This window comes from Sphingomonas sp. (genome assembly GCF_965227385.1).
Classification (GTDB): Bacteria; Pseudomonadota; Alphaproteobacteria; order Sphingomonadales; family Sphingomonadaceae; genus Sphingomonas.
Genome location: NZ_OZ245750.1, coordinates 1,215,275 through 1,233,870 on the forward strand (window position 1 = coordinate 1,215,275; position 18,596 = coordinate 1,233,870).

Here is an 18,596-nt window from a genome sequence, read left to right on the forward strand (position 1 = left end):
GGAATGGATAAAGCGGGCGCCGCCGCTCGCCAAGCAGGCTTGCTGCGGTGTCGCAAACGGGGGTTCATCAAACTCCGTTGTAGAGGGACCTCAATGAAGTTCGGCCGTTAAGCCGCTGACGGCGGTTTTGGCGGATGGCCCTGCTAGAAGCCGCCAGTCCGCAACCGGCCCAAAACCGGTCGCCTCCTAGACCACATTAGAAATGGTAGAAACTGGGCCGGGATCGGACAGTCCGCTTGTAGGGTCTGTAGCGTCGAAAATGGACAACGCGGGGAGCAATTGCAGCGCAGTCGCTGACAGCGGTTCTCGCTTCGATCTTGGCTCGACGATCACCGACAGTTGAAGCCTGCCGTCATCGTGGGACCGCTGAGGCAAATCGCGAACGGTCCTGGCGGCCCTCCGCGCTCGGTACGCAGATCTGCGCGCGGGGCGTCGGACCACGCATAGCGAACGGATTGCACTATACCGGGGCCGGGAACCGTCAGTTCAATCCTGCGCGGGCCGATCAGGCGCGCACGGACAGCAACACATGAGTCGGTGCAGAGCTCAAAGCCGCGCACGGCCCGACCATCCGGCGCGGCCAGCCGGTCGCCAATTCCATAGTCCAGGATCACGCTGCGTCCGGCCTGGGTGATGCGCGGCACCTCTGCGCCGGACTGCATATATCCACGCCCATAAGCCACCGACAGCGCGCGTTCGGCCGCGCGCTCTGCCACTACAGCCTTCTTCGCCGGATGCAGGTCGGTTGCGCTGTCCTGATCGATCTGGACCACCAGCCCGGCGGCGGCGTCAATGGCGACAAAGCGTCGCTGCGCCTCGCGGATCTGCGCCCAATGGCCGGGCGGCGTCCGGGGCGTCGGGGCGAATGGCGGAAGCTGTACGACGATCGTCGGGAGCGGCTGATCGAACGCCTTGCGCCAACTTGCCGCGAGGGCGGTGAGGCGCTGCGCATAACCGTCGGGCCGGTGGGTGTCGCTTTCGCCCTGATACCACAGGACGCCCTTGAGACCGAACGGAGCGAGCGGCGCGATCATGGCGTTGAACACCCGCCCGTCATTCTGGCGCGACACGCGATCGATCGCTTTGCTGGCCACGCCATGCCGAGCGAGGCTCGCGGAATCGACAAAGGCGGAGATCCGCGTCCCGCCCCACGATGCACCGATCAGGCCGATCGGTACCTTGAGGCGGGCGCGCAACTGCTCACCGAAATGGTGGCAGACGGCGGAGAATCGCGCGGCACTGTCCGGACTGGACGCGGCCCAGCCGCTCAGCGGCATTAGATGGGGGGACGGTACACGGGCCTCCCGCCGCGCGATGTCCAAAATGCGGAGGTGATCGTCCGTGGGGAAGCGTGCCGGAAGGTCGCTCGCCTTTGAGCGCCGGAATTCCATGTTCGACTGGCCGGCGCACAGCCACACGTCACCCATCATCACGTCGCGATAGCTGTCGCGGAACGAAGCCGCGGAGGCCGTCAGAGTGAAGGGCCCGCCGGCAGTGCGTTGAGGCAGGGTTACCGTCCAGCGACCCGCATGGTCCGCGAGTTCCTCTTTCGCGGTCGTCCCCAACATTACGTGCACCCGTTCGCCAGGCCGCGCCTGTCCCCAGACCCGGATCGGGCGATCGCGCTGGAGCACCATAGACGGGCCGAAGACCGTATCCAGCCCCAGCCGCTCCTGCGCTGGAGGCGGGCCCGCATCGCGGGTCTGCGCTGAGGCGGGCACCGCAAGCGCAGTCAAAAGCATGACCGTAAATCCGATGCGAACCGCCACCCCCATGGTCCTCTCCCTTTGCTCTTCGTGCAGTCGATAGACGAGATCACGGTTGACTTATAGCTAAAATAGCAACAAAATGCTTCCGATTGAACCGCTCGTTCGAAGCGGTATGACGATTGGGATGGAGGATGCCGTGAAGCGAATCGCCACAATTTCTCAAATTGCGCTGGTTGCGGCGATGCTGAGCACCGCGCCGGAATGTTTCGCTCAGGAGAACGAAACGCCGCCCAAAGAACAGGATGGCACCGCGCAGGCTCCGACGACCGAAGTCATCGTCACCGGCATTCGTGAATCGGAGGCCGAGTCGATCGACATCAAGCGTCGGTCGAAGCAGATCGTCGATTCGATTGTCGCCGAAGATATTGGCAAGCTGCCCGACCAGAATGTCGCCGAATCGCTGGAGCGGGTGTCCGGCGTGCAGGTTCGGCGCGAGATCGATGAAGCCGCCGACATCGCGATCCGCGGACTCAGCCAGAACCGGCTCGAGTTCAACGGCCATACGCTGATCAGTCCCTATGGTCGCGGAGCGGACGGGCCTGACGACGGCGCGTATAATGTGTTGACCCTCATCCCGTCCGAACTGGTCGCGCGGATGGATGTCACCAAGCTTCCCTCCCCGTCGATGATCGAAGGGTCGCTGGGCGGGACGGTCAACATCCTCACGCGCCGCGCATCACCGCGGAAGAAGTTCTTCATCGGCGGCTCGGCCCAGATCGTCGAGAAGTCCAAGGCGGGCGACCCGTCCTATCGTCTCACCGGGCTGATTGCCGCGTCACTGCTCGATGGGCGGCTCGGCATCGCGGTGGGGGCCAATTATCAGCGGCTGAATATCGGGCAGGATTCGTTCGACAGCTTTTCGTCCTGGCGCGAACAGCCCGACAATTTCAGCGCTGATCCGAGCGTGGTCGATCCCAATGGCGACGGCCGCAACATCTATTATTTCAACGACATCCGTTATCAGCGCCTGCAGGAAAAGCGGACCAAATACGGCGTCACCACCAACGTCTTCTTCAACCCCAGCGACAATCTCGAGTTCAGCCTCGACCTGCTCTACGCGCATGCCGAGACCGACCGCACCCGCAACTGGGTTTCGATCCCGCTGAGCCGCGCCGCGTCGGGCTATACCGACCTGGTCGTGTCAGAGAATGAGAATATCGTTGCCGGAACCGTGCGCGCGGTGATTCAGGGAAATGCCGAACGGCTGACCCTGCCAACCGACATCTTCTCGGGTCAGTTCGGGATGAAAACCCGGGTGGGCGATCGGCTGGAACTGTCAGGAGACATTGCGTACAGCCGTGCGACGCAGGATTATGGCCAGACCTATCTGCGTGCCGACACGATCGCGTCGCAGCTGGTGTCGTTCGACTTCCGCGACCGCGATGTGCCGGCCGTCGGACTTCCCGCCGGCGTCGATATCGCGGATCCGGCGCTCTACATTTACCGCACCAGCTTCGATAACCGCTATCTCTATGAAGCGGAGGAAATCACTGCGCGGTTCGATGCGAAGCTGGACCTGGATGGCGGGTTCCTGACCTCACTCGAGGCTGGATATCGCTTCGCGCAGATCGATCTCAACCGCGAAACCTATCGCAACCAGACGACCTATCCCACCTCGGCCGCGACCCGGATCCCAGTGACCTCGATCCCGGCCAACTATACCGTCGCCGAGTTCGATGACTTTCTGACCGGTGCACAGGGCGGTTTCCCGACCACCTATCTTGTGCCGATCATCGACAAACAGGGGAATGACGGCATCTGTCAGGTCTTCTCGTCGACCTGTACGCCCAACCTCTACGATCCGACCTCGAGCTTCAACCTGAGCGAGCCGGTTCATTCCGCCTATGCCCAGGGCAATTTCGAGACAAAAATGTTCGCGCTGCCCGTCAGCGGCAATTTCGGGCTCCGCTATGTCGGCACGCGCCTGATCGCCGATGGCTTCTACGGCATTCGTGGCAGCACCGCAGCGAACGCCTTTGCTCCGGTGCACCAGGTGGTCAGCTATGACGACTGGCTGCCCAGCATTGCCACCCGCTTCGAACTGTCGGACAGCGTGCTGCTGCGGCTTGGCGCGGCACGCGTGATCGCGCGACCGGATACCCGTGACCTGTCGCCGTCCTTCTCGATCACCTCGGCGGGTACCGGCGCGGGCGGCAATCCGGCACTCCAGCCCTTCCGCGTCAATCAGCTCGACGCATCGATCGAATGGTATCCACGTCGCGGCGCGCTGTGGTCGCTCGCGCTGTTCTACAAGGATGTCGCGAGCTTCATCTATTCGCAGACGGTCGAGGAGGTCATCCCGGGGCTCGACGCCGATCCGGGCGACAGCGACCCGGAAACGCCCTATCGCATCGGACGCACGTTCAACGGCCAGGGTGCGACGATCAAGGGGCTCGAAGTCCAGATCCGCCAGCCGCTCGACTTCCTGCCAGGGCCGCTCGAAAATCTCGGGGTCAAGGGCACCTACACCTATATCGACAGCAAGTCGGGGATCATCGACGGCCGCACCGACGAGGAGCTGCCGCTCCAGTCGCTCTCGAAGCACAGCGGCACCGCGTTGCTGTTCTATGAAGACGGGCCGTTCGGCATGCGGGTCGGATATTCCTACCGCAGCGGCTACCTCAACCGCATCGGTCTTGAAGGCAACGGTATCTACTACAAGGCGGCCGGCTATCTGTCGGCGGGGATCGATTACGACATCGCCAAGGGGGTGAAGATCAGCATCTCCGGGTCGAACCTCACCAACACGCCGACGCGCAAATACGCGAACTATGAAGAGGCGATCGCCAGCTATCTGGAGAATGGCCGCAATATCACCGGAACGCTGACCTTCCGGTTCTGAACAGAGTGAGGCGTAAGATGATGAATGGGCGCAGGAGCCGGATGCCGGCATTGGTGGCATTGCTGGCAGCCGGTTCGGCGCTGGCGGCATGCGGGGTGCGGGAGCCGGTTGCGACCGGGGCCGCTCCCGCCACCCCATCGGAGAGTGCGGACGCACTGGCGCAGCGGATCGCCGGCTTCGACCTCGACTTCACGGTGCTTTACCGCCCCGACGATCCCCAGATGGCGCAACGGCCGGCGGGGATAAAAGGGGTGGCATACAATGTCGCCACCTGGCGCGCCTTCGATCCGGCGCGCGCCGATCTGGTCGCCGAAAAGCGCGACGAAGCGACGCATGGCGACGGGTTCGACGACCGCATCCTCGCGGCAAAGGCAGAGGCACGCAGCGCCGACTATTTCAACGCCGGCGAACCGGTCGCAATGAAGCCGGTCAGCGTGCGGCGTGAGGGCAACCGACTGATCGCCACCTACCCCACCGATCCGCGTTTTACCCTGACCGCCGAGGTGGACCTGGCGGCAACGCCCTATCCGCTCCTCAGCTGGAAGCTGGATGCAAAGACGCCGGGCTATTTCTCGGTCGGCTATACCGGCGCACCCGATGTCGGCGCGGCGCAGGCGTCGGAAATCTGGCAGCCGCTGATCTGGCAGGAAAAGCGCATCCCCGACCGTTCGTACCTGACCCTGGCCTATCGCGCGACCCTGCCGACGACGATGGTGCGACAGGGCGATACCGGCTTCGCGGCGATCGCGCATCCGGGGGAGTTCCCCTTCCAGCCGCTCCCGCTCGCCGACAACAGCCGGTTCGGTGTCGCGGTGCGCGGCAGCGACGGCAGCGCGAGCCCGATGATCTTTGCGCCGGTGATGGGCGGCGCGGGATCGAAGCTCGCCAGCGGAACAAGCACGCAGTTCCGCGCCTATCTCGTCCGCGACAAGGCGGAGGAACTGACCCAGCTCTACGAAAAACTGGCGCGCAACGTGTACGGTTTCCGCAATTTCCGCAGCAACGCGGTCGGATCGCTCAACACGACCTTTGATCGCATGGTCGATTACTCGATGTCCTCCTACGCCCGCTGGATCGCGGAGCTGAAAGGCTCTTCCTACTCCACCGACGTGCCCGGCGCGGTCAAGAACGTCAGCAGCCTCAATCCGTTCGAACTGGCGCTGGTGACCGACCGGCCCGGCATGTTCGAGGATCGGGTGATCCCCTACGTCGAATATATGCTCTCGCGGGAGAAGTTCCTGTTCAGCCTCGACCCCGAACAGAAGATCCAGAACCCGTCGCGCGCGCTGCTTGGCCCGACCGCGCCGATTTCGGAACTGGCAACGCTCTACGCCGTGCTCGGCCGCCGCAATCCCGCGCTGCTCGACCTGGCGAAGCGCGAATATGCAGGATCGCGGACGCGCAACCTCGATGTCGCCGAGCAGGGCAAAACGTGGGAGAATGCGCTGTCGCTCTATGAGGCGACCGGTGATCGCGCGATGCTCGCCACCGCCGTTGCGGGCGCCGACCGCTATCTGGCGAAGCGGGTCGAGACGCAGCAGACCGAATTCAAGGATGCATCCTTCTTCTTCTGGCCTGCCTTCGTCCCCGATTTCGTCGACCTCTATCGGCTGTACGAAGCAAGCGGTGAGAAGCGCTTCCTCGCCGCCGCCCGGCTCGGCGCGCGCCGCTACACCATGTTCACCTGGATGGCCCCGGCGATCCCCGACGGGAACGTCACGGTCAATCCGGGCGGCAAGGCACCGGTCTATTGGTACCTCAAGTCAAAGGGCCACAAGCCGATGTCCGCGCCGCAGGAGGAGGTGCCCGCCTGGCGCCTGTCCGAATGGGGACTGACGCCGGAAAGCTCGGGCACCAGCACCGGACACCGCGCGATCTTCATGGCCAATTTTGCGCCCTGGATGCTGCGGATCGCGGCGGATACAGGCGACAAGCTGCTGCACGACGTGGCGCGATCGGCGGTGATCGGCCGCTATCGCAACTTCCCCGGTTATCACATCAACACCGCGCGCACGACGATCTACGAGGGCGCGGACTATCCGCTCAACGAGCATGAGAAGCTGAGCGTCAACTCGTTCCATTATAACCATATCTGGCCGATGGCGACGATGCTGCTCGACTATCTGCTTGCGGACGCAAGCGCGCGATCGAAGGGCCAGATCGACTTTCCCAGCCAGTTCATCGAAGCCTATGCCTATCTCCAGAACGGCTTCTACGGCTATGCGCCGGGCCGCTTCTATGGCGATAGCGGTGTGCATCTGTGGATGCCCAAGGGGTTGCTGACGCGCTTCCACCCCGAACTCAACTATGTCGCGGGCTATCGCGGGGACGCGCTCTACCTCGCGCTTGCCAACCAGTCGGACAAGCCGGTCACTGGCGCGATCGAGGTCGATCCGGCGCGCGTCACCGCTGCCGGCCCGTTGCGCGTAATCGCGCTCTCGAGGGAGGGAAGCGCAGCGCTCGCCAATGGCCAGGTGACAGTCACGGTGCCTGCGGGCGGACAGGTAGCGCTGCGCATCGACGGGCTGCGCGCGAAGACTAGCATCGACCGCGCCGGCCTTGAAAAGCCCGGCACCCCGGTGCGCAACGACAGCGCCGAACTGGCGGCGGGCGACGCGCGCGCCTATCTGCTCGATTTCGGCAGCTTCGGACGGCGCGGCTATGTCTATCTGCGCGACGACGACCGCAAGGTTAAGTCCGCGACGCTGCGCTATCGCGATGGGAAGACCTGGAAATCGCTGACCGACGCGAACTTTCCGTTCGAATTCAGCGTACCGCGCCAGCACGGACAGAGCCTTCGCTTCACTCTGTCGGTCGATGCCGCAGGCGGCGGGACCGTGACGAGCCCGGAAACAGTGCTGGGGGAATGACGGGAAGGGGCGGCCGGTTGACCAGCCGCCCCATTCGACCGCGCGCTATCTGTCAGCCCTGGATCTTCTCCGCATGCGCCCATAGCGCTTCGCCCGGCACGACACCCAGCCCCGGGCCCGCGGGCAACGCATAAGCACCCGCCTCACACATAAGCTCACCGTCGAGCAGCGCCGCGTTCCGGTCCATGATCGAATGCTGATATTCGTGCATCGGCAGGTCATCGATCGCCGCTGAGGCCTGCAGGCTCGCCGCCTGGAAGATACCGAGGCCGATCGTCGCGTGCGGGATCGTCTTCACATGATGCGCACCGGCAACCTGTGCGATGCGCATAAACTGGGTGATCCCCTTGTGTCCCATTTCGGGCTGAACGATTGCCACTGCGCCCGCGCGTAGGCGGGGCAGGGCATCGTGGACGCTGCGCCATTCCTCGCCACCCGCGATCGGCGTCGCCACGGAACGGGCAACATGCGCCAGCCCTTCGACATCCTCGGGCTTCACCGGTGCTTCGGCGAACCAAAGCCCATAGGGCTCGAGCCGCCGGATCAGCGCCGCCGCTTCCGCCGCGCCGAACATCCAGTGGAAGTCGATCATCAGCTTGACCTTTGGCCCCAGCGCATCGCGCAGTGCCGCCAGTTCAGCCTCGATTCCCTCGGGATCGACCGCTGCGGCGAACTTGATCGCGTCATAGCCCTTGGCGACGAACTCCCCCGCCAGCTCCACCCGCTCATCCAGCGTCGCGCGCGGCAGGCCAGAGACATAAGCGGGAATCGACGCGCGGCGCTCGCCGCCCAGCAGCTTGCGGATCGGCTGGCCGGCAAGCTTGCCGCAAATATCCCACAGCGCGATATCGACCGCCGCCAGCGCATCGAGCCAGAAGCCACCGGTATAGCCGCGCACGCGCAGCATGTCGTAGAGGTCGTGCCAGATCGCCGATACATCAAACGGGTCGCGCCCGCGTACCAGCGGCAGGATCAGATCGTCGATCAGCTCGCCGATCACGCGCGGCGCGGTCAGGCCATAGGTTTCGCCCCAGCCGACCGCGCCGTCGCGGGTCGTCACCTTCACCAGAACCGAGCGGTCCTGCGTCGGATAGATCGTCCGGTTTGACGTGCGAACTAGATAGCCGCGCTCATTGACCCGCTCGCCCGGGCGCAACGGACCCAGATAGGGCGTGTCGCGCGGGATGGTGACGATGAACGTCTCGATATGGTCGATCTGGTCCCGCATGACGCCCCTCTATACCGTTTGGCGCAGGTCGAGCGAACTGCCCATCTCGCGTATCAGCGGTTCGAGTGCGGCGAGCAGCTGGTCGAGTTCGGCGAGGTCGTACCGATCGAGCTGCGGGCCGGGTGCGCGGACGTAGGCGCTTTCGATCAGCCCACGCCGCCGCAACACCTCCTTGGTCAGCCGCCAGCGGAACACCGCCTGCATATTCAGCAGCGGCAGCGTGCGCTCGAACAGCATCCGCACCGTCGCGAGATCGCCCGCGCGATGCGCCGCGATGAGCCGGACGTGCAGGTCCGCGATTTCCGACGCGGGCATCGTGCCCTCCGCGCCACGCGCCAGTTCGTCCGTGATGTAACGCCCGCCCGCGCCGCCAAAGATCGCGCGCAGCTGCGGCACGCCCGCCTCGCGCAGCAGCGTGATACGCTGGCCGCAAGGGGCATTCTCCTCCTTCACATAGGCGATGTTGGGCGCACGTTCGATCACCTGCACAAGCTGTCGGGTGCTGAGCCCCAGTCCCATCGGGCGGGGGGCATTCTGCAACATGACGGGCACCGACGCGGCGTCGGCGAGCCCGGCATAGAAATCGCCGATCGCGTCCAGATCGTCGCCCTTCCGCGCCGGTGTCACGATCATCGCCGCCGCCGCGCCGGCGCGCTCCGCCGCCGCGATGAGTGCCGCGCTTTCCTGGTCGCTCGCGCCGCTGCATCCGGCGACGAAGGCGACGCGTCCGGCAGCACGCTCGCCGATCAGGGCGATCATGGCGAGACGCTCATCGAGATCGAGCAGGTCGTACTCGCTCGCAAGGCCCGGGAAGACCACGCCATCGCTGCCGCAACCGATCACCCATTCGACAACATTGGCCATACCGCGAATGTCGATCCGTCCCGCGTCGTCGAAGATGGTCGGCAGCACCGGAAAGGCACCGGCAATGTCGGTCATGCGCATCACTCCCCTTCGCGGCCCATCACGCAGCCGCCAAGGGTTCAATTAGGCAATCATTGCTAAAGTAGCAATAGTTTTCGGTCAGTCGCCGATCCGGGCCGCTGCATTTTGCAGCGCCTCGACGATCGGACCTGTATTCTGTTCCGGAATCCACCCGGACATCCCGACTGCCGCGAAAGACGGGTGGGACACCGGCACCGCGATGGTGTGCCGGTCCTCTTCGGCATTGACGAGCACGCGCGCAAACCCTTGCATGCGCACCACGGCGATCGCGGCAAACAGGTCGTCCAGACCGCCTGGAAATCCGGGAATTTCGCGATCCACAAACAGGTCATGGATCACCGCATCCTCGTGCTGGGCAAGCAGCGCCATCCCGATGCCGCTCGACGTCGCGGGGAGCAGGCCGATGCGACCGATGCCCTGCGTCGTGCTCATTCCCGGCGGGGCGTGGAACAGGTAGCTGACGCTGTCGCGCCACAGCACGCCCAGCGCGATGGTGAGGCCGAAGCGCCGCAGCTCCTCAAGCACCGGAAGCGCATCCTGCATGATGCGCGAGGCGTGCAGGCTCTGCGCCGCCAGCACATGCATCCCCGGCCCGGCGGTATATTTGCGGTTCGCCGTCTGCCGCGCGATGCCGAGATAGGAGAGCGTTTTGAGCAGCCGGTTGACCCGCGTCGGGTTGAAGCCAAGTTGCCGTGCCAGCTCGCGATTTCCAACGGGTTCGGGTGAAACGGCGAGTGCCTGGAGCGTCGCGATTCCGTCGATCAGGCTCTGGTTAGGCTGGGCATTGGGCTTGGACAGCATGAGCAAGGCGTTCCATCAGATGCGCCGGAGTGGCGCCACAGGGTAATGCGGGCGGCGGCGCCATGCACCATCGCCCGCATCTCTTGTGAAGGATGTCGCTAAGAGCGCAACTCCTTTGTTTCGCCTGGCGTTACATTTTCATGCCGGTCGCCCTCAATAGGGATTGGACGAGCCCGGCGGATCGGCGGGATAGTTGGTCACCGCGATCTTGCGGCGCGTGATCTGCGTATGCCCGCTGACGATCGACTTGCGGTAGAACAGATAGCTTTTCCCGTTCGAATAAATGCGGTCGAAGTTGGAATCGCCATAATCACCGCCGTCGAAATCGATCACGACCGGATACACCGCCTCCGAGGAGGTGGATGTCAGCAGAGTCTGCGGGGCGCTCCAGGTCAGCAGGTCGGTCGAAGTCGTATATTGTACCGCACTGCTGCTGCGAATGATCGCGATATAGTGGCGCGACGGCTTATGCCACACGACCGAGCGGACATAGCTGTTGAACAGCGACGGCTGCACTGTGGCGCAAGCGGAATTGGTGTTGCTGTAGGGGTTCTTCATCTGCTGGGTGAATTGCGGCGACGTCGTGTTGCCGTCCCACGCCCGCCAGCTCGTCCGGTCCTTTGGATCCGCGCTGCGGAACAGGCACACTCCCTTACCCTGCCCCCCGAAGTTCGAACTGCTGTACGCGAACATATAATAATAGCCGTCGAGCGTGCCGTCCTGATTGCGGCCACGCACGATGTTCGACGGCGTGCCGTATCCGATCCAGCCGGCCGACGTCGTGTTCGCATCGCCCGGATAGGCGACATGGGGATAGATGGCGACATGGCCGGGCGTGGCGGACGATCGCGCGAAGCTCACATGCCGGTCGGGCGACGAAACCGTCGCGGTCCACAGTGGAATCGACGAATACCAGCAATAGGGCAGGCCATCGCTCGTCCCTGCGTCGTGGCAGTCGGGATCGTTGGTGCGCGTGCCGAAATAGTCCTGATGGCCATAGGCATAGACCGTCGACCCTTCGAAATGCACCGCCTGGATCCACGTCTTCTGGTCGAACTGCGAGGGATCGGTGTTGCCGCTGTTGCCGGTCATCACCGGGGTGCAATCGAGCGCGGCGGTCTTGGGATTGTTGGTGAATCCGGTGACCGACCCGGTCCATTGCCAGCCGGTGGCATTGGGATCGGATACGGTCAGATGGATGACGTTGTTCTGGTCCTCGAACGCGCGGACCGGGCCGTCGATATGGACCTTCTGCGTCCCGCACAGATTGGTGTTGCTGTCGTGAAACGTCTCGATCGCCGAATCGGCGAGGACCAGTGTCGGCGCGGCAAGTGTCGTCGAGAGCGTCGCGGCCGCGACCGTCGTCTTTGTGCGTGCCTGCTTCCTGGCAGCGGGCGCGTTGTCGCTGCCCTGCACCAGCACTGTTCCAGGTGTAGCCTCTTTCGACGTCAGGACGGCGCCGCTGCCCGCGGCGAGCAATCCGGTGGCCAGCGCGGCTCCGGCAAGGATCTTCGGCATGACTCTCTCCTCGATATGGTTGTCCGTCACCGGCGCGGAGAGCCGACGACGCGTCATGCATATACTGTAATTGCTTATATAGCACTATTAATAGCGCCTACGCGGAAATTCGGCCTTTGTTTTCCAGATTTGTTGCTCTAATAGTGCTGCAAAATCATCTCTGGAGAGTGTGCATGAAGGTCCGCCATGACCACCGCTGATGCGATCGTGCTGATCGCCTATCTCGCCGGCATGCTGGCGCTGGGCATCTTCTATATGCGCCGCAACACCAGCCTGAAGCAGATGTTCGCCGCCGGGCACCAGTCGCCCTGGTGGGTTGCGGGGCTGTCGGGATTCATGACGATGTTCTCGGCGGGCACGTTCGTTGTCTGGGGCGGCCTTGCCTATCGTTCGGGCCTTGTCGCGGTGGCGGTCAACATGGCCTATGGCGTCGCCGCGTTGCTGGCGGGCGCGTTCCTGGCGGCGCGCTGGCGCCGGTTGGGAGTAGAATCACCCGCCGATTACGTCCGGCTACGCTTCGGCGCGTCGGCGGTGCAACTCTATCTCTGGGTGATGATGCTGTTCCGCCTGATCGGATCGGGGATCGCCCTCTACGCTCTGTCGGTGCTGCTCTGCGTGCTGGTCCCGCTCGATCCCGGCAATCCATTGCGCGATCCAGCCACGGGCAATCTCGCGGTCATCTACGCGGTGATCGCTTTCGGCGCGGTGATCGTCCTTTACACCATGCTTGGCGGCTTGTGGGCGGTGCTGATGACTGATGTTATGCAGTTCATCGTCCTCAATCTCGCCGTGCTGATCACGGTGATCCTGATCCTCGCACGGCTTGGCGGGCTTGAAGGGTTTGCCGAGCGCGTACCGCAGGGCTTTTTCGCGCTGACCAATGACGATTATGGCTGGTGGTTCATCGCCGCATGGACGGTGATCCACTTCTTCATGATCGGTGCCGAATGGGCGTTCGTTCAGCGGTTCATCAGCGTGCCGACCCCGCGCGACGCGCGACGCAGCGCCTGGCTGTTCGGCGGGCTCTACCTGATCTCGCCGGCCTTCTGGCTGCTCCCCCCGATGCTGTATCGGGCGATTGACCCCAATGCGAACCCCGAACAGGCCTATATGCTCGCAGCGCAGGCGGTACTTCCCGCCGGGATGCTGGGGCTCGTCCTGGCGGCGATGTTCTCGGCCACTGCCAGCCTGATAAGCGGCCAGCTCAACGTCTTCGCCGGGGCGCTCACCCCGATGCTGACGCGCGGGCGGGACGGACCGGCGGAGGTTCGCACCGGACGTATCGTCACCATTGGTCTTGGCGCGTTCCTGACTTTGGTGGCCGCGCTGATCCCGCTGCTCGGTGGTGCGGAGAAGGTGATCGTCGCAGCGACCAGCCTGCTGGTCGTGCCGCTGGTCGCACCCAGCGTCTGGGGCTTCTTCAGTGACCGGGTCGATCAGCGCTCGGCATGGCTGACCGTGATTGCAGCGGGCGGGGTGGGCCTGTTCCTGCGCTACCTGATCACCCCGGCGGGGCCGCTCGGCGACGTCGCGGCATTTCAGCCGCTTCAGCTGTGGGCGGCGGATGCGGGCATCCTGATCGACGTGATCGTCGGTGTCGCGGTGCCGATGTTGGTTCTGGGGGGCTTTCACCTGCTGTCGCGCCGGGTCGCGCCGGGTGTGGCGCGCATTGCCGCGTTGCCGCCTGCCGCAGAGTCTGTCGGTGGCAGTGGCGCATCCGACGCGCCGCGCATCGTCGCGCTGACCGTGGGTGCCAGCGGCGCGCTGCTCTGGATGACCGCGATTGCCGCAAGCGCGGACGATCGCGCGATATTGCTCGTCACCGGCGCGGCGCTTGTCGCGCTCGCGGCCTTGTCCGAATGGATCGGGCGGCGCGCGATGCGGGCGGGCCGAAAGGCGGAGGCGATGGCATGAGCGGACGGTTTGAAGGGCGGCGCATCCTGGTCACCGGTGCGTCGGGCGGCATTGGTGGCGCTGTCGTCGAAGGCTTTCGACGCGAAGGAGCTTGGGTCTGCGCGCTCGGCCATTCGCGTCCCGGCAATGGTGATCTCAACCTCGCCGCCGACCTGGCTTCCGACGACGCCGTGACCGATGCGCTGGCCGCCGTGCACGAAGCGGGCGGCGCGGTGGACGTCGTCGTCCATTCGGGCGCGGCGAGCGTCAATGCCGGGATCGCCGACACGCCCAGTGCCGACTGGCTGCGCATCTATGACGTCAACGTCGTCGGCGCGGTTCGCCTGATCCAGGGATGCGCGCCGGCGATGGCGGCGAAGGGCGGCGGCAATTTCGTGCTGATCTCGTCGATCAATTCGCGCTTCGCGACCCCGACTCTTGCGGCTTATGCGACGTCGAAAGCGGCGCTCGACGGCCTGATCCGCACTGCGGCGCTTGATCTGGCACCACAGAATATTCGCGTGAACGGGGTCGCCCCCGCGTCGGTCGATACGCCGCTGCTCGCGCGCAATTTCGATTCGACGCCCGATCCGCAGGCGGCGCGTGCCGCCAATGTCGGGCGACATCCGCTCGGCCGACTCGGTACGCCGCAGGACGTTGCCGAGACGGTGTTGTTTGTCGCGTCCGACGCGGCAGGCTGGATGACCGGAACAATTGTTGAGTTGGATGGAGGCGCCGGTGTCACACGCCGCTAGCGGTGCCTGGCCGATGGTCGGGATCAATTGGGGAAGCAGCAATTTTCGTGCGTGGCGGATCGGTGCGGACGGCGCGGTGCTGGATCGCGTAACGATGCCGCGCGGTGTCGCGTCCCTTGATCGTGACGGCATGCGCGCGTGCATCGACGACCTGGCCCATAGCTGGGGGCCGCTTGGCACCTGTTGGGCATCGGGAATGATCGGATCGAATATCGGCTGGACCGATGCCGGCTATTGCGAGGCACCCTCCTCGGTCGCCGACCTTGCTGGGCATAGCCTGGCCACTATGATCGGCGACACGCCGGTACGGATCATCCCCGGCCTTGCCTGTACCGGCCCGCATGATGGCCCGGACGTCATGCGCGGCGAGGAGGTGGAGCTTTATGGCTACCTCGCCCAGACCGGCGCGCGCGCGGGCGACCGCTTCATCGTCCTGCCTGGTACGCACAGCAAATGGGTGCATTGCCGCGACGGACGAATCGTCGATTTCTTCACCTCGATGGGGGGCGAGGTGTTCGACCGGTTGACCAGCCAAGGATTGCTCGCGTCGATCACGGAGGGCAGCGGCGTGCCGGGCGCAGCGTTCGAGGGCGGGTGCGACCGCGCAAGACTGAGCGGCCTCAACCTCGGCAGCCTGTTGTTCGAAACGCGCGCACGCGCGGTTCGCGGGGGGCTAGGCAAGGAGGATGCAGCATCGCATCTGCGCGGCCTGCTGATCGGCGGTGAAATCGCCGATGCACTGCGCCTATACCCGGCACTCGCCGGCGCACAGGTGACGCTCATCGGCAATCCCGGCCTGTCGGTGATGTTCGCACGGGCGCTCGATACGCTGGAGATCGGTGCCGAAATCGTCGAATCCGAGAGCTGTTGCATCGCCGGGTACGGCGCGCTCGCCGATGCGATAGCGGGCAGCGAGGCTCGCGCCGCATGATCGACGCACTGGCTGCGGTAGAGACGGCGCTGGCCGACGCCCCGGTCGTCGCGATCGTGCGCGGCCTCCATGCCGGGGAAGCGGTCGCGGTGGTCGAGGCGCTTTACGACGCAGGCATTCGGGTCGCCGAAGTCCCGCTCAACTCGCCCGACCCGTTTGCGACGATTGCGCTGTTGCGCAGACATTTCGGCACGCGGATGGTGATCGGTGCCGGGACCGTGCTCGATCCTGCAGATGTCGACCGGCTCGCCGAGGCAGGTGGGCAGATCTGCGTAGCACCCAATTGCGACGTCGATGTGATTGTGCGAGCGCTCGAGTTAGGGATCGTGCCGATGCCGGGCGTGGCCTCGCCGAGTGATGCATTTCGCGCCTATCGCGCAGGCGCGCGCTGGCTCAAATATTTCCCGGCGGGCGAAGTGGGGCTGGTGAACATCGCCGCACTGCGCCCGGTCATGCCCGCCGATGCGCGATTCGTCGCCGTGGGCGGCGTCGGTGCGGCGAATGCAGCCCGCTTTCTTGAAGGCGGCTGCGATGCAATCGGGGTCGGTTCGGAACTTTACCGACCGGGTCGGGATGCCGCCACAGTGGGCGGATCAGCACGCGAACTGGTTGCCGCAATGCGGGCTCCAAACCCCGAGCCGCGTGCCATTGCCAATCCGGGCGCGACGATCAGCGAGTCGCCGTTGCTCGATCAGGCGGGTGAGCATGTGCTGTTCGTCGATCCCGTCCAATCGACTCTGCACCGCGTGGCTCTTGCCGATGGCGCGATGCACCAGGTCGCGACCGATCTGCCCCTAAATGCGATTGGCTGGCGCGGCGACACGCTGGTGGGCCTCGCGGATCGTGCGCTAGTGGCGGTAGACTCATCAAGTGGTGCGACAACAGTCATCGTCGATGTCGAGGTCGGTCCTGGCTGCAGGTTCAACGACATGACCGTCGCGGCGGACGGAGTTGTCTGGGCCGGTACGATGCATCGTGGTCTGCTTGCAGGTCGCGGCGCGCTGTTCCGGATCAGCATGGACGGCTCGGTTGAGCGGGTCTGCGAAGGGCTGGGTGTGTGCAACGGGATGGAGTGGACCCGGGATCGGACCAGCCTCTATCTGGTCGATACGCTGCAACGCACGCTGATCCGTTTCTCCTCTGTGCCCGGCGGCATGCTTGGCGATCCTGTTATCGTCAGCGATTTCATGAATATCCCGGGCAAGCCGGATGGCATGACGATCGGAGCCAATGGCAATCTGCTGGTGGCGATGTGGGGCGGTGCGCGGGTCGTCGAGCTTTCCCCGAACGGCGCACTCCTACGCAGTCTCAACGTATCGCCTCCTCACGTCAGCAGCCTGTGTGCTGACGGCAGGGGCGGGTTGATTATCACGACCTCCCGCATGCGCTTGATGCAATGCGAAGCGGATGCGACGGGCTCGGGCAGCGTCTTAAGGTTCGCAATCGGTTGTGCAGTGCAATCCGGGGTTTAGATAGGCTCTGGCCGAAATGGACGGGCTGGCAGACCATATTTTGTTTGCCACCTGACGACTTGTAGAAGCGTCCGCTATTGGGCCGGGACCTGCAGTTCCGGAACGACAGAATTGGAGCGCAAAGCGGCCAATCGATGCCACGGCGAACCATCACATCTCTGACCCGATGTGGGGAAGAGTGTGGGGCAGGGATGCGTGAAGTTGACGCGGTGCTGTGCACAACCGCTGCACCAGCATAGTTGTGCAATGATGCGGTCGTCGAGGCAGGCCACGTTTCAGGTTAGCGACGTGAGCCCAAAAAATGTGCAGCTTGAGCGCCGATTTCGTACAAAGTAGACTTAACCGGGCGTAAGCTGGCGATCTTCACTTCGGTAGCGGGCAGCGCGAGTTCGTCGACACCAAGTGCGCCTGTTACAACTTGTGCCAAGTCGCGTCCGAACGTTGTACCCGGTGCTATGCCACGTCCATTAAAGCCGCTAATTGAAATCATGTTACGATCAAGGCAGTGAAACCGCGGCAGCGCATCCGATGTCATGCCGATCTGGCCGTACCATTGATGCTCGAATTCCACATCACCCAGCTCAGGGAAGAGGCGGGAGAGTTCCCGATAAGCCCACCCGACGTGGATTGGTTTGCCGGTCCCGCGTAATGCTCCGACACTCCCAAAGATAAGCCTGCCCCCATTGTCGAGTCGAAACGAAGATAAAATCTTCTTGGTGTCCCAAGCCCCCTGACGCTGTGGCAATATCTTGGAAAGCTGCGAACTATTGAGTGGACGCGTCGCCAGGTTGAAATAAGGTAAGAGAATCTGCTCGCGCCGAATGCGCGCGGTTGCCAATTCGGAATAGGCGTCGGTGGCGATAATCACCCACGGCGCTGTAACGCTCCCTCCTGCCGTCTGCACATTCCAGCTAGCTCCCTTTCTATTGAAGCCTGACACGGGCGAGCGGACAAACAATCGGGAACCCAATTCGGTCGCAGCGCGAGCCAATCCCCGAACATAGGCAAGCGGCTGGATCGTCCCGGCGCGTCGATCCAGCAAGGACCCGCTGTACGCATCGGTGCCCAGCTTATGTCTGGTTTCAGCCGCGTCCAGCAACTCGATCGGGGCGCCAAGCTGTTGCCACTGGCGCGCGCGCTCGGCCAATTCCTCTAACCCTGATTGTCCGGCAGCACAGTGAAGCGTGCCCGCCGTCGTCGCCTCACAGTCGATAGAGTAACGCTGTACCAGATCGAACACCAGGCTCGGCGCGTCGCCGAGTTGCTTCAGCAATTGTTCGCCACGACGTGTACCAAGTCGGCGCGGTAGTTCATCAGGCATTACCCAAAGGCCGGCATTCACAAGTCCGACATTGCGGCCAGACCCTCCAAAGCCGATTTCATCTCCCTCGAGCAGAACAGTCGCGCGACCACTCTCGGCTAAATGCAAGGCAGCGGCGCAGCCGGTGAAACCTCCGCCGACAATCACCACCTCGGCATTAATGTCACCCTCTAGCCGGCCCGCGTCCGGGAGTGGTGACGATGTCGCCTCCCAAAGACCATGAGAAAGCCTGTCATTGTTCATCTCCGGCC

The 18,596-nt window shown here is 64.0% G+C and carries 12 protein-coding genes; 6 read left to right on the top strand and 6 right to left on the bottom strand.

Going from position 1 to position 18,596, the window contains the following annotated elements; all coding sequences use genetic code 11:
* Positions 1-329 precede the first annotated feature (329 nt).
* Entirely contained in the window at positions 330-1,742 is a 1,413-nt protein-coding gene (locus tag ACO05N_RS05955; protein ID WP_422056247.1) for a sialate O-acetylesterase, read from the bottom strand.
* Positions 1,743-1,905: 163 nt separating this feature from the next.
* Between ACO05N_RS05955 and ACO05N_RS05960 the strand changes: the two genes are divergently transcribed.
* Positions 1,906-4,611: a TonB-dependent receptor gene (locus ACO05N_RS05960; protein ID WP_422056248.1), complete on the top strand. Its 2,706-nt coding sequence runs from the start codon at positions 1,906-1,908 to the stop codon at positions 4,609-4,611.
* A gap of 20 nt (positions 4,612-4,631) precedes the next feature.
* Positions 4,632-7,481, top strand: coding sequence for a hypothetical protein (locus ACO05N_RS05965; RefSeq protein WP_422056249.1), 2,850 nt, complete (start codon positions 4,632-4,634; stop codon positions 7,479-7,481).
* A gap of 52 nt (positions 7,482-7,533) precedes the next feature.
* Here ACO05N_RS05965 and ACO05N_RS05970 read toward each other — a convergent pair whose 3' ends face one another.
* The 4 genes from ACO05N_RS05970 to ACO05N_RS05985 all read right to left on the bottom strand — a co-directional run bounded on the left by ACO05N_RS05970 (position 7,534) and on the right by ACO05N_RS05985 (position 11,973).
* On the bottom strand, positions 7,534-8,709 hold the full coding sequence (locus tag ACO05N_RS05970; RefSeq protein WP_422056250.1) for a mandelate racemase/muconate lactonizing enzyme family protein: 1,176 nt from the start codon (positions 8,707-8,709) through the stop codon (positions 7,534-7,536).
* A gap of 9 nt (positions 8,710-8,718) precedes the next feature.
* Complete coding sequence (locus tag ACO05N_RS05975) at positions 8,719-9,648, bottom strand: dihydrodipicolinate synthase family protein (protein ID WP_422056251.1); 930 nt, start codon at positions 9,646-9,648, stop codon at positions 8,719-8,721.
* Between the two features lie 84 nt (positions 9,649-9,732).
* The gene (locus ACO05N_RS05980; protein WP_422056252.1) at positions 9,733-10,455 is read right to left on the bottom strand and encodes an IclR family transcriptional regulator; all 723 of its coding nucleotides are present in this window, start codon (positions 10,453-10,455) and stop codon (positions 9,733-9,735) included.
* Positions 10,456-10,608: 153 nt separating this feature from the next.
* Positions 10,609-11,973, bottom strand: a complete 1,365-nt coding sequence (locus ACO05N_RS05985) for a hypothetical protein (RefSeq protein WP_422056253.1) — start codon at positions 11,971-11,973, stop codon at positions 10,609-10,611.
* Between the two features lie 186 nt (positions 11,974-12,159).
* On the opposite strand from ACO05N_RS05985, the gene ACO05N_RS05990 reads away from it, so the two are divergent.
* From ACO05N_RS05990 to ACO05N_RS06005, 4 genes are read left to right on the top strand one after another with little or no spacing between them, the layout of a single operon-like run.
* Positions 12,160-13,887 (top strand): sodium:solute symporter family transporter, encoded by a 1,728-nt coding sequence (locus ACO05N_RS05990; RefSeq protein WP_422056254.1) that lies wholly within the window; start codon positions 12,160-12,162, stop codon positions 13,885-13,887.
* Complete coding sequence (locus tag ACO05N_RS05995; RefSeq protein ID WP_422056255.1) at positions 13,884-14,621, top strand: SDR family NAD(P)-dependent oxidoreductase; 738 nt, start codon at positions 13,884-13,886, stop codon at positions 14,619-14,621. The genes ACO05N_RS05990 and ACO05N_RS05995 overlap by 4 nt, the downstream gene beginning before the upstream one ends.
* Positions 14,605-15,552, top strand: coding sequence for a 2-dehydro-3-deoxygalactonokinase (locus tag ACO05N_RS06000; RefSeq protein ID WP_422056256.1), 948 nt, complete (start codon positions 14,605-14,607; stop codon positions 15,550-15,552). Before ACO05N_RS05995 ends, ACO05N_RS06000 begins: the two co-directional genes overlap by 17 nt.
* Complete coding sequence (locus ACO05N_RS06005; RefSeq protein WP_422056257.1) at positions 15,549-17,024, top strand: 2-dehydro-3-deoxy-6-phosphogalactonate aldolase; 1,476 nt, start codon at positions 15,549-15,551, stop codon at positions 17,022-17,024. The genes ACO05N_RS06000 and ACO05N_RS06005 overlap by 4 nt, the downstream gene beginning before the upstream one ends.
* Before the next feature lie 280 nt (positions 17,025-17,304).
* Here ACO05N_RS06005 and ACO05N_RS06010 read toward each other — a convergent pair whose 3' ends face one another.
* A complete protein-coding gene (locus tag ACO05N_RS06010) occupies positions 17,305-18,588 on the bottom strand; it encodes an NAD(P)/FAD-dependent oxidoreductase (RefSeq protein ID WP_422056258.1) in 1,284 nt (427 codons plus the stop codon).
* Positions 18,589-18,596 lie beyond the last annotated feature (8 nt).

Coding starts and splice junctions, on each gene's coding strand:
- ACO05N_RS05955 (WP_422056247.1), bottom strand. CDS start 1,742: ATGCTTTTGACTGCGCTTGCGGTGCCCGCCTCAGCGCAGACCCGCGAT.
- ACO05N_RS05965 (WP_422056249.1), top strand. CDS start 4,632: ATGAATGGGCGCAGGAGCCGGATGCCGGCATTGGTGGCATTGCTGGCA.
- ACO05N_RS05970 (WP_422056250.1), bottom strand. CDS start 8,709: ATGCGGGACCAGATCGACCATATCGAGACGTTCATCGTCACCATCCCG.
- ACO05N_RS05975 (WP_422056251.1), bottom strand. CDS start 9,648: ATGACCGACATTGCCGGTGCCTTTCCGGTGCTGCCGACCATCTTCGAC.
- ACO05N_RS05980 (WP_422056252.1), bottom strand. CDS start 10,455: ATGCTGTCCAAGCCCAATGCCCAGCCTAACCAGAGCCTGATCGACGGA.
- ACO05N_RS05985 (WP_422056253.1), bottom strand. CDS start 11,973: ATGCCGAAGATCCTTGCCGGAGCCGCGCTGGCCACCGGATTGCTCGCC.
- ACO05N_RS05990 (WP_422056254.1), top strand. CDS start 12,160: ATGACCACCGCTGATGCGATCGTGCTGATCGCCTATCTCGCCGGCATG.
- ACO05N_RS05995 (WP_422056255.1), top strand. CDS start 13,884: ATGAGCGGACGGTTTGAAGGGCGGCGCATCCTGGTCACCGGTGCGTCG.
- ACO05N_RS06005 (WP_422056257.1), top strand. CDS start 15,549: ATGATCGACGCACTGGCTGCGGTAGAGACGGCGCTGGCCGACGCCCCG.
- ACO05N_RS06010 (WP_422056258.1), bottom strand. CDS start 18,588: ATGAACAATGACAGGCTTTCTCATGGTCTTTGGGAGGCGACATCGTCA.